This window comes from Pseudothauera rhizosphaerae, from assembly GCF_004801305.1.
GTDB classification, from domain to species: Bacteria; Pseudomonadota; Gammaproteobacteria; order Burkholderiales; family Rhodocyclaceae; genus Pseudothauera; species Pseudothauera rhizosphaerae.
In genome coordinates this window covers 77,263-92,598 of the sequence record NZ_SSOD01000016.1, presented here as the reverse complement: position 1 = coordinate 92,598, position 15,336 = coordinate 77,263, and the positions used below count along the sequence as shown (strand labels likewise).

9 protein-coding genes are annotated in these 15,336 nt (G+C 60.3%); 8 read left to right on the top strand and 1 reads right to left on the bottom strand.

The window, feature by feature from the left end:
* The first annotated feature begins 77 nt into the window (after window positions 1-77).
* From E6O51_RS17375 to E6O51_RS17360, 4 genes are all read left to right on the top strand, one after another.
* Window positions 78-1,340: a DNA recombination protein RmuC gene (locus tag E6O51_RS17375; RefSeq protein WP_230976828.1), complete on the top strand. Its 1,263-nt coding sequence runs from the start codon at window positions 78-80 to the stop codon at window positions 1,338-1,340.
* Window positions 1,341-1,465: 125 nt separating this feature from the next.
* On the top strand, window positions 1,466-3,631 hold the full coding sequence (locus tag E6O51_RS17370; RefSeq protein WP_136386277.1) for a peptidase domain-containing ABC transporter: 2,166 nt from the start codon (window positions 1,466-1,468) through the stop codon (window positions 3,629-3,631).
* Window positions 3,631-4,170, top strand: a complete 540-nt coding sequence (locus E6O51_RS17365; RefSeq protein ID WP_136386276.1) for a hypothetical protein — start codon at window positions 3,631-3,633, stop codon at window positions 4,168-4,170. The genes E6O51_RS17370 and E6O51_RS17365 overlap by 1 nt, the downstream gene beginning before the upstream one ends.
* 48 nt (window positions 4,171-4,218) lie before the next feature.
* A complete protein-coding gene (locus E6O51_RS17360) occupies window positions 4,219-4,845 on the top strand; it encodes a hypothetical protein (protein WP_136386275.1) in 627 nt (208 codons plus the stop codon).
* On the opposite strand, the gene E6O51_RS21925 is transcribed toward E6O51_RS17360, so the two are convergent.
* Window positions 4,840-5,031, bottom strand: coding sequence for a hypothetical protein (locus E6O51_RS21925; RefSeq protein WP_168735313.1), 192 nt, complete (start codon window positions 5,029-5,031; stop codon window positions 4,840-4,842). The genes E6O51_RS17360 and E6O51_RS21925 overlap by 6 nt on opposite strands.
* A gap of 184 nt (window positions 5,032-5,215) precedes the next feature.
* Here E6O51_RS21925 and E6O51_RS17350 point away from each other — a divergent pair, with 184 nt between their 5' ends.
* From E6O51_RS17350 to E6O51_RS17335, 4 genes are all read left to right on the top strand, one after another.
* On the top strand, window positions 5,216-5,770 hold the full coding sequence (locus tag E6O51_RS17350) for a hypothetical protein (protein WP_136386274.1): 555 nt from the start codon (window positions 5,216-5,218) through the stop codon (window positions 5,768-5,770).
* On the top strand, window positions 5,767-6,084 hold the full coding sequence (locus tag E6O51_RS17345) for a hypothetical protein (RefSeq protein ID WP_136386273.1): 318 nt from the start codon (window positions 5,767-5,769) through the stop codon (window positions 6,082-6,084). The genes E6O51_RS17350 and E6O51_RS17345 overlap by 4 nt, the downstream gene beginning before the upstream one ends.
* 62 nt (window positions 6,085-6,146) lie before the next feature.
* Window positions 6,147-6,668: a hypothetical protein gene (locus tag E6O51_RS17340; protein ID WP_136386272.1), complete on the top strand. Its 522-nt coding sequence runs from the start codon at window positions 6,147-6,149 to the stop codon at window positions 6,666-6,668.
* A 773-nt stretch (window positions 6,669-7,441) separates the two neighbouring features.
* Window positions 7,442-15,292 (top strand): putative Ig domain-containing protein, encoded by a 7,851-nt coding sequence (locus E6O51_RS17335; protein ID WP_136386271.1) that lies wholly within the window; start codon window positions 7,442-7,444, stop codon window positions 15,290-15,292.
* The last annotated feature ends 44 nt before the right edge of the window (window positions 15,293-15,336 follow it).

Genomic DNA, 15,336 nt, shown 5'->3' with positions numbered 1-15,336 from the left:
GGTGCGTTTCATGTTGCAAAGCAGCGAAAGATACTCCAATCGATATAATCATGCACGATTTGTGCCAGGAGAATGCCGTGTTCGACCATGCCGCGCGCCCCGAAATCCTGCTCCCCGCGCTGCTCGGTATCGTGCTCCTTGCCGGCATCGTCTGGCTGGGCATGCGTCTGGGGCGCACGGCGCGCGAACTGCCCGCGGCGCTGACCGCGCAGCAGCGCGAGGCGGTCCAGGGGCTGCAAATGGACCTGGCCGAGCGCTTCGCGCGCCAGCGCGAGGACCTGGCCCTGCGCCTGGCCGAGCATGCCGCGGCGGCCGTCCATGCCCAGGAACGGCTGCGCGGCGAACTGCTCGGCCACACGTTGAAGACCCTGTCCGAACACGCGCGTGCCGATCGCGAACTGCTGGAAAAGGGGCTGGCGCGCGCCGGGATGCAACTCGGCACCAGCATCGAAGCGCTCACCCGCAGCGTCAATGAACGCCTGGAAGCCATCGGCGGGCACGTGAACCAGCGCCTGGACGAAGGCTTCCGCAAGACCAACGAAACCTTCGCCAGCGTCATGGCGCGCCTGGCCACCATAGACGAGGCGCAGAAGAAGATCGACGGCCTGACCCGCAACGTGGTCAGCCTGCAGGAACTGCTGGGGGACAAGAAGGCGCGCGGCGCATTCGGCGAAGTGCAGCTCGAAGCCCTGGTGCGCAACGCGCTGCCGCCGGACGCCCGCGAATTCCAGGCCACGCTGCCCAACGGCACGCGGGTGGACTGCCTGCTCAGGCTGCCCGCGCCCACCGGCCAGGTGGCGGTGGATGCCAAGTTCCCGCTGGAAAACTACCACCGCATGTTCGACACGGCGCTGGCCGAAGCCGACCGCCGCGCCGCCCAGGCGGCCTTCCGCGCCGACGTCAGGCGGCATGTGGACGCCATCGCCGACAAGTACATCCTCCCCGGCGTCACCGCCGACGGCGCGGTCATGTTCCTGCCCGCCGAGGCCGTGTTCGCCGAGCTGCACGCCTATCACCCGGAAGTGGTGGAGTATGCCCAGACGCGCCGCGTGTGGATCGTCTCGCCCACCACGCTGATGGCGGTGCTCAACACCGCACGGGCGGTGCTCAAGGACGTGGAAACGCGCCGCCAGATCCACGTCATCAAGGACGCGCTCGCCAAGCTGGCGAAGGATTTCCACCGCTTCGACGAACGCATGAACGCGCTCGCCCGCCACATCGAACAGGCCGGCCGCGACGTGCAGGAAGTGCAGGTCTCCAGCCGCAAGATCAGCGCGCACTTCGAGAAGATCGAATCAGCGCGGCTGGATGAGCTTGGCGGCAGCGGCGAGGCTGGATAGGGCGCAACGACCCCACCGCGGTGGCTGATGGCGATGCGTTTCAAGATGTTGCTATTGACATTCCCTTGCTACCTGTATCGAATCATGTCTTTGTCGTTTTTCAATGACATGTTCGAGCAGCAGCCATGCATGAACGGCCCCAAGGGCAGCTCGTCTCGCCCGGAAAACTCACCGCTGAAGCTGTCGTCTGGCTGCTAGCCAGTCTCGCGGCCCTTTTTCGCCAGCCCTTCGATGCGGAACTGGTTCTCAAGCGTTTTCCTCCACCCATTGATCTGCCCACCCTCATCGAGGCGCTGGAATCGCTCGGGCTCAAGGCAGGGCTCGTGCCCTGGCCGGGCGGCGACTGCGGCGAGCTGCCACTGCCCGCGGTGGCCTTCATCGCCAATCCCGTTGCGGATGCAGCCGGGCCCGCCCAACCCGAGGCATTCGGCCCCGCACTGATCGTCAAGCACGCTGACCAGGCGATCGCCTGGGTGCAACCCGGCGAGACGGCGCCGCAAACCCTGTCCATCGATGCCGCCCGCGCGCAATGCGCCCCCTTCCTGCTGCTGGCGGCGCGGGCCGACCCGCCGCTGAGTGAATCCACCACCCAGGCCGACCCCGCCGCCGAACAGCGCAAACCCTTCGGTTTTTCCTGGTTCGTGCCGGAACTGCTGCGCCACCGCCGCCTGTGGCGCGACGTGCTGCTCGCCAGCCTGTGCATCCAGTTGGTCGCCCTGGCCACGCCGCTGTTCACCCAGGTCATCATCGACAAGGTCATCGCACACCACTCGCAAAGCACCCTGGTGGTGCTCGGCGTGGCCATGGTGGCCTTCATGCTGTTCACCAGCGTCATGAGCTGGCTGCGCCAGTACCTCGTACTGCACACCGGCAGCCGCATCGACGCCGTGCTGGGCGAAAAGGTCATGCGCCACCTGCTGCGCCTGCCCCTGCCGTACTTCGAACAGCGCCCCACCGGCACCCTGGTCGCGCGTCTGCACGGCGTGGAAACCCTGCGCGAATTCGTCTCCGGCGCGGCCGTCACCCTGGTGCTGGACCTGCCCTTCCTGTTCATCTTCCTCGCGGTGATGTTCTTCTACAGTTGGCAACTCACCCTCATCGCACTCGGCATCCTCGCCCTCATCGTGTTCTCCAGCCTGGTCATGGTGCCGGTCTTCCGCGCCCGGCTGGACAAGCAGTTCCTGCTCGGCGCCAGAAACCAGGCCTTCCTCACCGAGTACCTCTCGGGTATGGCCACGGTGAAATCCCTGCAACTCGAACCGGACGTGGACCGGCGCTACGGCACCTATCTGGCCCAATACCTCACGGCCAGCTTCGCCACGCGGCAGGTAGGCAACACCTATCAGGTCGTCGCCTCGGGCCTAGAACAGGTCATGACCCTGTCCATCCTCATCGTCGGCGCCTGGTACGTCATGCAGAACATCGGGCTCACCGTGGGCATGCTAGTCGCCTTCCAGATGTTCGCCAGCCGCCTTTCCCAGCCGGTGATGCGCCTGGTCGGCCTGTGGCAGGAATTCCAGCAGGCCAGCGTCGCCGTCCAGCGCCTGGGCGACATCCTGGACATGCCCCAGGAACCCGTCACCCTCACGCCCCGGCGCGCGGCCGGCGGCGCGGGGCATATCGAAATCAAGGACCTGGGCTTCCGCTACTCCGAGCAGCACCCCTGGCTATACCGCAACCTGAACCTCGCCATCCCCACCGGCAAGCTCACCGTGCTGATGGGCCCCTCCGGCTGCGGCAAGAGCACGCTGGCCAAGCTCATGCAGGGTTTCTACTGGCCTCAGGAAGGGCAGATCACCATCGACGGGCGCGACATCCGCCAACTCGCCGCCAATGAACTGCGCGCCTACTTCGGCGTGGTCCCGCAAGAGACGGTACTGTTCTCCGGCACCGTGTACGACAACCTCGTCATGGCCCACCCCCACGCCGGCTTCGAGGACGTCATCGCCGCCTGCCGGGCCGCCGAAATCCACGACGTCATCGAAGGCCTGCCGCAAGGCTACCAGACCGAGATCGGCGAGCGCGGCACCGGCCTGTCCGGCGGCCAGCGCCAACGCATCGCCATCGCCCGCGCCCTGCTCAAGCGTCCCAAGGTGCTGATCTTCGACGAGGCGATCTCCAACCTCGACCAGCAGACCGCCGAACACTTCGCCCAGACCATCAACCGGCTCAAGGGCAGGGTGACGATGATCTTCATCACCCATCAGGTGCCTAGGGGGTTGCAGGTGGATGGGGTGGTGGATATAGGGAGTCATACGCTGCGGACCGATCCAATAAAGGAAAAAGATTGATGGCATTAAGCAAAGAGCAGATGCGCAGGATATACGGGATTAGGGAATCCAAAGATCCAGTGGACCCAATTGTTCTGAGCAGAAGACATTTTCATGAAGCTTTTGCTAGGTTCGGACTAAAGTGGCTTTGGGTATTGCATTCGATTTCTTTCATTTCTGCATTTCTTATCGTTCTTTTGCCGGTATTGTCTGAATCATGGAAGATGGTGATGGTGGAAACTCCTGTTGTTCAATTCATATTCTTAGAGTTTTCACATATCGGCGGTCTGTTTGTATTTCTGCTGGCCATTGGGTTGGTTTGCTACTTTTATTCTGCTAGCAAGATAGACGGAAAAGAATACTCCGAACACGGCTATCCAATTAATCTCTCTGGCGTTGGGTCGTGGAGAGAGGTAATTGAAGCTGACCTCTACCCGACGACGAAGGAAGAAGAGTGCGTTTATTGGGTAGGTGCGATTGGAGGAATTTGGATTTCAACTGTGGGCTGGTTCATTATGTTCGGTGCGATTGGTTTCTTTATTCGTATTGGGGGATATTGAAATGGGATTTTGTATGGTGCTCCGAAACGTCTTGGTATTTTGGTTGGTGTGAGTAGATCTATCACAAACCTTATGTTGCCATCGCCATTGAATGGTCGGATTGATATGCCAATTATCAGAATAAATGTATTATTTGAAGAAGATTTCATTCCACTTATTTGTCAATTCAGATGGGTTGCGACATGGATTATTTCAATATTCTTTATTCTGCTGCTGCCTTTTGCTTTGTATGATTGTTTGGAGGTATCCAATTCATACGACGAGCCGAAAAGTTTCTCAATTGGCGATTCATCTATTCGGGTTGGAGGGGCGTCAAGATCTCCCATGACGATAGCTGTTAGAAAGGATGGAAAGGTTGTTTTTTTGTCGTCATGTCAGGGGCTTGAGAGTCGCATATGCAGAGTGTCGAAATATTATTCTTGGCGTGCAGTGTCTGAGGTTGGTGTTTTGGAGATAAGTCCTCAAAAGGGGGTTATTCAATACATCAAAATTGATTCAGATGATGTGGAAAAGGATGTTCTTCATAACCGCCTTGCTGAGAGATATATAAATGAATATAAATCTGAAGTTTATAAAAAATACATAAATTCATTCCATGTGATGGTGTTTTCTATTTTTGCTTCTTTTGTTTATTTGCTGATTAAGATGCTTTTTCCTGAGGAGGTGAAGTCATGATATCCGCTGCACATCGTCCAGCGCGGGATCAATCGTGAACCTTGCTTCTTTGTCGAGAAGAATTTCCGGTGCTACCTCCATTGGTGCATGAGGCGGCTCGCGACTGCAACTTCGTAATTCATGCTCACCTGTTTTTGACACCCGCGCGTTCCGGATCATCAAGGGCAGGGTGACGATGATTTTCATCACCCATCAAGTGCCCAGGGGGTTGCAGGTGGATGGGATGGTGAGTATGGGGACGCATCCTGAAGGCATGAACGGGTAATGAAATGTGTAGGAAAAATTTGGTGAAAAGGGGGGTGAATCTATGTTCGGGCGAACCGGTTGTGTGACGGCAGCCGATGGAGTGTAAAAGCATGAGGAAAAATTAATGCAGGTAGATTCATCAAGTGATGTAAAGCCACCTTCCATTTCCATGGCGGAAATTTTCTTGATCGTCAGTTACTTTCTGGCGATATGGCTTGTTCCCACAAATTGGCTGGATACAGCATTTGGTGAGGTCGCCTTTGACGTCGCTAGCAAGATCAACCCATATCTCTCCGAATACTCAATCGCTTTTTCGGCCAATCCGCGATATTTCATTCACTGCCATGTGTTGGCGACGTGGATTTTTCCGCCACTGCTTCCGTATTTGATTGTAAAGAGAAATGGGGGGCGATCCCGCTATGCAGATTACTGGCGTCAGAGGAACGAAAACTTCGGAGGGTGGTTACCTCATCTGATGATTGCCGTTCCGCTGTATGGATTGGCATATTTTGGAATGCTGTGGATGGTCGAGTATCCACTAACACGTGGTGAATGGGCTGTTTGGGTGGGTGGCGTTGCACCTTCCGCATTGATGCTGACGGGAGCCATTGGGATAGGTGTTATGCACGCATATATGGTTGTGTTCTCTGCTTTTTCGCGTAGGGGGGTACAAAGATGAGCTGCAATCAAGGGAGTCAAGATGGTTCTCTGGGGGCGCTTGGTGATGTTTCAAGTTCAGCTCTGGATGGATTTGATGCCTTCATAGACGATCAAAAGTCAAAAGGAATGGATCCTTCAATAATTGGTAAAATCGGTGGTCCAGTGGGTAAGATCAATAAAACAAATGTCCCTGACCCCTTTGCCTCTTTTGCCTCTGTGCCTTTAAGCCCTCTCCTGCTGGAAGTTATTCGACCGCCTGCCCGCCTAGACATATACAAGGCCCCATCACATCTAACGTGTGATCCCCGTTTATTTGTCACATTTTTAATTTGATATACGGGTGATATATGAAATGTCGGTATGAAATTACCAATCCGATTCCTGCTGCGAATAGAGTGATAGGCATTAAGTTTGTGGGCATGAATATAATAATATCTTTGATTTCATTTTTAATACTAATTGGTGGATGCAAAATGGATAATAATTCATGGGTTGGCACAATGATAGCAGAAATGGAATCTGCTTGGATTGAGGCGGACAAGGCTGGGCGCGGGCAAAAAGAAAGAGATGGTGCAGTAAATGCCGTGGTACAAAGATACTTAAAGCCAGGGGTTTCTAGGGAGGAGGCTTTCAGAGTATTGACGGATTTGAAGGGATACGGCTTTGATGTTGGGGAATATAGGCACGATGGTGCAAGGAAATGGCCGGATGGTGAATTTAAACTATATGCAGATGAAGAGACAAAGAGAAATTTTCAAACCTTAATTCCAAGAAATGCAAGTCGTCTTACGGCAAGAAAAAAATATAAAGTTGAGAGGATAATCTTTCAAAAATACGTTGTAATAACAATTTTTATAAATGATAGAGATGGTGAAGTAAGTAACGTAGAGGCATCCATTTGGGTTGACTCGATTTGATAAGAGAGGCTGTCATGTCTGAGAAAATTGAGGTCGGCTATACCCCTGCAGCAGTAGTTGGGGGGTTAGGTATATACCACAAATATATTTTATATACTAATGCAAATGGTGAGCAGTTTTATGCGCGAGGAGGTCCGGGGTATTTTGGTCCCGGAGCTGAAAATGGTGGCAAAAATGAATCTTCTAGTTCCCCGTTTGGTAACATTAAAACTGATACCGGAAGGTATACGGATCAGAGTCCGGATTGGGACCCTGCGCGGGACCCTCTAAATCCCGATCAAGATGCAACTCCTCATCCACGGGAAACTATAAAAGAAGGGGGCGATCTATCCCGCGAATGGGACATAATAAAAGATGTATTTAGAGATGTTGATCATAATGATATTCCCTATGATCCTAGAACAAGTAACTCAAATTCAACGGTAGATGAGGCTCTTCGAGAAACAGGTTTACAGTCACCTAAAATGGATGGGCCAACAGATTACTGGTCTCCTGGCTCTGGTTTTGATTTGCCGGGTGGGGATACTCCCGCTCCAGATACAGGACGGGATTTTTGGGGTGATCTTTATGAATGGATGAAAAGCAGGCATGATGGGTTTAATAGAATTAGAGAATGGTATGATCAAATAAAAGACAGGGTTTGGTTCCGTGATGGTTTTAGTGATATTTGGGATGGTATAGGGAATAAGACGTCTACTGCATCCAACTACGCTTCTCCTATCATTTTGGATCTTAATGGAAATGGCATCCAGACTATCGGCCTGTCGGTTGGGGTGCATTTCGACCACGCTTCGGACGGCTTTGCCGAACTGACGGGCTGGGTTGCGAACGGAGACGGCCTCCTTGTACGCGACCTCAACGGCAACGGTCTGATCGACACCGGGCGGGAAATGTTCGGCTCCGAGACGCTACTCTCTGACGGGCGCAAGGCAGCCAACGGGTTCCAGGCGCTGGCCGAACTGGATGGCAACGGCGACGGCTGGATCGACGCGGCCGATGCGGCTTTCTCCGAACTGCGCGTATGGCGGGATGCTGATGGCGATGGCTACACTGACGAGGGCGAACTGCTGACGCTGGAAGAGGCTGGCGTGCAGAGCATCGATGTGGGCTATACGAATTCCAGCCACGTGGATGCCAACGGCAACGCCCACAAGCAGGTGGGCAGTTTCACCACCACGGACGGGGAGGAGCGCACTGCCTCCGACGTGTGGTTCAAGTCCGATGCGGCCTACAGCGTGCCCACCGAATGGCTGGAAGTGCCCGAAGACATTGCCGCGCTGCCCGATGCGCAGGGCTACGGCAAGGTGCGCGACCTGCACCAGGCGATGGTGCTCGATCCTGAACTGACCGCACTGGTCGAACGCTTCGTGGGCACGGCGGATGCGGACGAACGCAACGCGCTGGTGACCGAGATCATCTACCGCTGGACGGGAGTGCAAGACATCCACCCGGCCAGCCGCACGAACTCCGGGTGGGGTAATGCCATCGGAGACGCGCGCCGGCTGGAGGCGCTGGAAGCCTTCCTGGGGCAGGCATGGTCGCAGCGCAGTTGGGGCCGGAATCCGGGCCGGGACGCGGGCCGCACGCTGAACGAAGCCTATGCCCAACTGGAAGCGCTGGTATATGGGCAACTGATGGCGCAAAGCCATCTCAAGGACTTGTTCCAGCAGATTCGCTACGGCTGGGATGACGAGATCGAGAGCGTGGTGGGCGACCTGTCCGAGGTGGCCTCCACTCTGGCTGGGCGGATCGGAGTCGACCGTGAGGCGGGCCTGGAAGAACTGGGCGAGTTCGTCCATGCCCTGCGGGGCATGGGGCTGCTGGATCAACTGGACATGGCGGAACTCCAGGCGCAGTTGGCTCCGTTGGGAACAGACGTGGCGGAGACCTTTTCCGTGGCGCTGTCCGGCTGGGTGGGAACGAACACGCCGACACAGGGCAGCGACGTACTGCGCGGCAGCAGTTCAGACGATCTCATCAATGGGCTGGGTGGCAACGACCGGATATTGGGCCGCGATGGCCACGACACGCTGATCGGCGGGGCAGGCAACGACACCCTCGACGGGGGCGCCGGAAACGACCAGTTGCAGGGCGGGGAGGGCAGCGACACCTACCGCTTCGGCCGTGGCGACGGGCACGACACGATCACCGAAGGTTCATGGGGAACGAGTGATGTCGACCGCATCGAACTGAAGGCCGGCATCGGGGCGGCGGATGTCAAGCTGGAGCGGGTGCAGGCCAAGACGGGCTGGCAGATCTCGGATGATCTGGTACTGACGATCCGCGACACGGGCGAGACGATCACCGTCAAGAATCACTTCAACAGCGGTAGCTATTACGCGGTGGAACAGATCGTGTTTGTCGATGGCACGGTGTGGGATGCCCAGGCCATCCGCATGGCCGTACTGACCGGCGAAGCTGGCAATGATGACTTGCAAGGTTTTGCAGGTGACGACGTCATCGACGGCGGTGCCGGCAACGACACCCTGACCGGCGGTACCGGCAGCGACACCTACCGCTTCGGCCGCGGCGACGGGCACGACACGATCACCGAAGATTCGTGGCTGGCGGACGAGGTGGACCGCATCGAACTGAAGCCCGGCATCGGCCCGGCGGACGTTCGGCTCGAACGGGTCCAGGTTCAGGTGAACACATGGCAGGTGTCGGACGACCTGGTGCTGACGATCCTCGACACGGGCGAGACGATCACGGTCAAGAACCATTTCAATGCCGGCAACCGCTATGCCGTGGAGGAGATCGTCTTTGCCGATGGCACGGTGTGGGATACCGAGGCGATCCGCTCCCAGGTGCTCATCGGCGGCGACGGTGACGAGCTGTTGCACGGCTTTGCCGGGCGGGACAATCTGATCGTCGGCGGGGGCGGGAACGACACGCTGCTGGGCAATTCAGGCGACGACACGCTGGAAGGCGGGCGGGGCAACGACGTGCTGCGGGGAGGCGAGGGCTCCGATACCTACCGCATCGGCCTGGGCGACGGGCAAAGCGTGATCGAGGAAGGCTACGACCCGGACGGCTTGGACACGCTGGAACTGGCGGCAGGCATCGGGCCCGAGGATGTCACCGTGCGCTGGACCGTACAGGGGGATATGGCAGTGACGCTGTCCGACGGTACGGGTGTCGTGGTGCGTAACCAGACCTGGGGTTCGACGGGGGAATACGGTTATGGCATCGATCAGTTGCACTTTGCCGATGGCACCGTGTGGAATCGTGAAGCGTTGGCTGTACGGACGACTGTTGGCACTCCGGGCGACGATGTGATTGTTGGCGGACACGCCAATGCCGAAATCGACGGCGGTGCGGGAGACGATCGTTTCTTCAATCTCGGGGGATACCACAATTACCACTTCGGCATCGGCGACGGGCAGGACGTGATCGAGGGCGGTCCTGGGAAAATCGTCTTCAAGGACGGCATCGACCAGTTTGGCGTGAGCTTCAGCCTGGAGGGCAAGGATCTCATCGCCACGGTGATTGCCTCCGGCGATTCGGTCCGGATCAATGGGTGGCTGTACGACTGGCAGCGCATTCACAGTTTCGAGTTCACCAACGGTGCGTCATTGAGCGCGAATGAAGTCCAGACATTACTCAACGTGGGAGATGATTCGGAGGTCCTGTACGGCTCGCCGGAGGATGAACTGATCGTTGGCACGGAGAAGCACAGCACCATTCATGGCCGGGAAGGCAACGATACGCTGATGGGCGGGGACGGTGACGACCTGCTCTACGGCGAAGACGGCAGCGATGTGCTCGAAGGCGGCTCTGGCCGCGATGAACTGTACGGCGGTGCCGGCAGCAATACCTATGTCCTGGCGCAGGGTTCCGGGCTGGATACCGTTCATGCCGCTTCTGCCCAAGTGGCGGACGACACTGTGCTGTTCGCTCCAGGCATCCGGCTGGAGGATGTGACCGTGCAAATGGGTGGGCGCAATTGGGACACCCAACCCGGAGATATCGGTTACATCGACATGGTGGTTGGCATTGGCGGCAACGATGCGCTGGTGCTGCGCAATGGGGCATGGAGCGATCTCGGGCGCGGGGCGATCAAGCGTTTCCGTTTCGACGATGGTACCGAATTGACGCTCGAAGAAATGGTTGAGCGTGCCGACGGTGGCGTGATGGGCTCGCAATGGCGGGAACAAGGCGACGGCACCACGATTCTGGGCAGCGCAGCCGATGACTCGATCTATGACTACACAGGCGAATCGGTGGCCGTGCGCGCGGGGGCTAACGATGACTACGTATACCTTGCGGGGGGGAGCAATGTCGTCTCGGCCGGTAGCGGCAACGACTATGTGTATGTCAATAGCGGCGACGATCTGATCGCGGGTGAGACGGGCGACGACGAACTGGACGGCGGGGCCGGGGACGACGTGTTCGTATTCAATTACGGAGACGGCCACGATTGGGTTGGAGCCGGCGAGGGGCGGGACACCCTGTCTTTCGGTGCGGGTATCGAACCAGCCATGCTCACGATCGCTTTTGATCTCGATGGGCGGTTGGTGCTGTCGGTCGATGGCGGTAAAGGTGGTTCGGTCACGCTCGCCGGGGCAGATGCCGACACACTGCCGGGCGATCTCGAACGCATCCAGTTCATCGACGCCGAGGGTAAGGCGCGCGTGTTCGATTTTGCGGGCTGGGTTCGTTCTCAGACGGCAGCATTGATGGCGGCTACGTCCGAGACTCCCCTTGCCTTCGACGGCAGCGGGTTCGAACTGAGCGGTCGGGCGGCACCGGCTGGTGGATTGGAAGCCGTGGCCTACGCGCAGACCGGCGATCTTTTCGCGGCTCCTCACTTGGCGGCCAATATTCCCACCAGCGGTGACGACGTGCTCTACGGTAGTCCGGAGGGCGACGTGCTCGATGCGGGCGAAGGCAACGACATCGTGATGGGTCTGGATGGCGACGACGTGCTCGACGGAGGGGCCGGCGACGACATACTTCACGGCGGCTTGGGGGCGGACACCCTGCGTGGAGGCGCGGGCCGGGATGAACTCTACGGTGAATGGGGCGGGGATACCTATGTGTACCGGGCCGGCGACCAGGAGGTGATCATCGATGACGATCACCGGGACATCAGAGGAGCTGGTGGCCCCGTCATACCTTCCTTTGTTGGATTTTCCATGGGGAGCACTGATGAGGAGGGGGGAGAGGGCGATCCCTTCATCGACGACGCCCCCAACGTGCTGGAGTTCGGTGAGGGAATCCGGCCGGAGGATTTGATCTACTCGGAGCGCGACGGTGATCTGGTGATCGAGTTCGCGGACCGACCCGGCGACCGCGTGATTCTGCGCGGCTATGCGCCCCATCGTGCCACGCAGACCCGTTCCGTGGACATCATCCGCTTTGCCGACGGTACGGAGGTCGCCGCCGATGAGATCGAAGTTGCCGGACGGACGGAGTTCGGCCATGACGAAGGCGCTTGGCTGTACGGCACGCAGTATGCCGATACGCTGGTTGGCGGCGAAGGCGACGATTATCTGGACGGCAACGGCGGTTCGGACCTGCTGGTGGGGGGCGTGGGGTCGGACACTTATCACGTCTATCAGTACTACGCCGCGGAAACGACCATCGTCGAAACATGGCGTGCCGAGGATCACAACCGCCTCGAACTGAGCGCCGACGTGAGCGCCGACGATCTGTACCTGGAGTTCGACGGCCATGACCTCTTGCTGCGCCTGGGCGAAGACGGCGGCAGCGTGCGCTTTGCCGGCTTCGACCCGCGCATGCCCGGCATGCAGGCCCCGGTGGCGGAAATACATTTGTCATGGACGGGTGCCACGCTGGGCTTCGATGAACTGCTCGCCCGCGGGGTGCGCTACGACGGGCAGACGCAGGACGCCTACGATGTCAACCTGGGCGATGGCGAGGTGACCATCGTGGATGTGTCCACGACCGATGCGGGCAATGCCGTGCGCTTTGGCCCCGGCATCGAGGCGGATGCGCTGCAAGACCGGCTGAGCTTCGCCGACGACGGCGAGGGCGGCCACTTCCTGCTCATCCGTTACGGCGGCGAAGGCGATGTGCTGCGCCTGTCGGGCTTCAACCCGCAGGACGTGCTGGGCGGCGGCCATGCGGTGGACACCTTCGTGTTCGCCGACGGCACGGTGGTGGATTACGCCACGCTGGTTACGTGGGGTTTCACGGTGGAGGGCGACGGCGAAGACGACGTGCTCCACGGCACCAACCTGGACGACCGCCTGTACGGCCACGAAGGAGACGACGTGCTCGACGGCGGTACGGGCGTCAACGAGTTCCATGGCGGTGCGGGCAACGACACCCTCATCGGCGGCGACGGGGTCGATGGCTATTTCTTCAACCGGGGCGACGGCATCGACACCATCCTGGACGGCCCCAGCGACAACTTCATCGTGTTCGGCCCCGGCATCGTCCTTGCGGACCTGGAGATCGGCTGGGACGGCGATACGCTGGTGCTGCGCTACGGCCCCGGCGATGAGATCCGCATCCCGGACTATCTGGCCAAGACGCAGGACGGTACGCCGACGGTGACGGCGCTGCGTTTCGACGATGGGGAAATGGCGGCGCTGCCGGTGCTGATCGGCGCCGGCGACCCCGTTGAGACCGATGCCGGGGATGTGCCCGCGGCCGTCGAGGATGCGCCCTATCGGTACACCGTCGATCTGTCCGGGTTCGATCAGGAAGGCGCCTTCGGCCAGGCCAGGCTGCTGCACGCCCGGTTGGCCGACGGCGGCGTGCTGCCGAACTGGCTCGTCTTCGACGGGGCGCGCGGCGTTTTCTTCGGCACGCCGGGCAACGACGACGTTGGCACGCTGGACATCGTGCTGGAGGCATGGGGCGACTACGGACTGCTGGCCACGCAGACCGTGCGGCTCGACGTGCACAACACCAACGACGCGCCGGAAGCCGGTGCGTCCCTCGCCAACCGGAGCCTCACCGAGGACGAGGCCTTCTCGTTCGTTCTGCCGGAAGACGCCTTCCGCGACGTGGATGCGGGGGACGTGCTGAACTGGTCGGCGCAACTGGCCGACGGTTCGCCGCTGCCGGCATGGCTGGCCTTCGACGCGGCAACGCGCACCTTCTCCGGCGTGCCCGGCAACGAAGCGGTGGGCAGCGTCGCGATCACCGTCGCCGCGACCGACCTGGCCGGGGCCTCCGCCTCGCAGACTTTCACGCTGGACGTGGCGAACGTCAACGACGCGCCCCTGGCTGGCGAGGCGCTCGCGGACCAGACGGCGGAGCCGGGCATGGCCGCCGTCTGGCAGATTCCCGCCGGGGCGTTTGTGGACATCGATGCGGGCGATTCGCTGAGCCTTGCGGCCGCGCTCGCGGACGGAAATCCCTTGCCGGACTGGCTCTCCTTCGATGCGCAAACCGGCAGTTTCAGCGGCACTCCCGCACAGGCCGGCGACTACCGCATCGCGGTAACCGCCACCGATCTGGCCGGCGCCTCGGCGAGCCAGACGTTTACGCTGCGGGTCCAGGACAGCGCCGACCCGGCGCCGGTGACCGTGCTCGACGAGGCCACCGTCACGGAAGACCGCTGGCTGGCCGCCTGGGGGAACGTGCTCGCCAACGACCATGCTCCGCAAGGCGGCCATCTTACGGTGGCCGATCCCGGCGTCCGCCGCGGCGAGTACGGCTGGCTCACGCTGCTGCCCAACGGGGGCTATGCGTACGCGCTGGACAACGGCTCTGCCAAGGTGCAGGGCCTGGGCGCGGGCGAGATCGGGGTGGAGCGCTTCACCTACCTGGCCAGCGACGGCACGAACCGCAGCGCCGGCGAACTGGCGGTGACCATCCAGGGCACCAACGATGCGCCGTACTTGGCGCGCAGCCTGCAGGACGTGCAGCTTGCCAAGGGCAAGTCCTTCTTGTGGCAGGTGCCGGCCGGCAGCTTCGTCGACCGCGACCGCAACGACACGCTCACCTACACGGCCACGCTCAAGAACGGCAAACCGCTGCCCGGTTGGCTCGGCTTCGATGCCGCCACGCAGACCTTCAGCGGTACCGCGCCGGCCGGCGCCAAGGGGAGCATCGAGGTCCGTATCTCCGTGACCGACGGGCACGGTGAATGCTCCGCGGCAGCCGATACCTTCAAGATCAGCTTCGGCAACAGGACGATCGTGCCCACGGGCGACGAGAGCGTGGGGTACTGCCCGGATCTGCCGCTGCCCGGCCACGGTTCCGGCCATCACGACGGGCCGGGCGCGAAGCCGTGGCGTCCGGGGCAGCGGTACGGCCACGATGCGCTGGAGCGCTTCTTCGATGGTTTCGGGCGGGACGGCCGCAAGGCGGTGCCCGGCCTGGGCCAGGGCTGGTTCGCGCCATGGTCCGAATCCGGGAATGCCTGGGAGGGCACGCATGGGTTCGGTGCCGACAAGGCCGTCGAGGCGCATTGGTCGCAGTTGCAGCACGCCCTCTCGCGGCTGGACGCCGAACGGCAGGGTGCACCGGCATGGAGCCGTCCGCAGCAGGGTGCGGACACGTCGGGCCTGGCCGGTCTGCTGCACGGCGGCACCCACCAGGCGCGCGGCGGCGTGGATGCCTTCTCGCTCGCCGCCGGCAGCGGCACGCAGTTGAAGGGATTTGCGGGCTTGCGCGAAGGGCTGGGGCGGCTGCCGTGCTAGGGCGTATGGCGTTTCCATCGCCCACGCGCTGACCGCATGGGCAC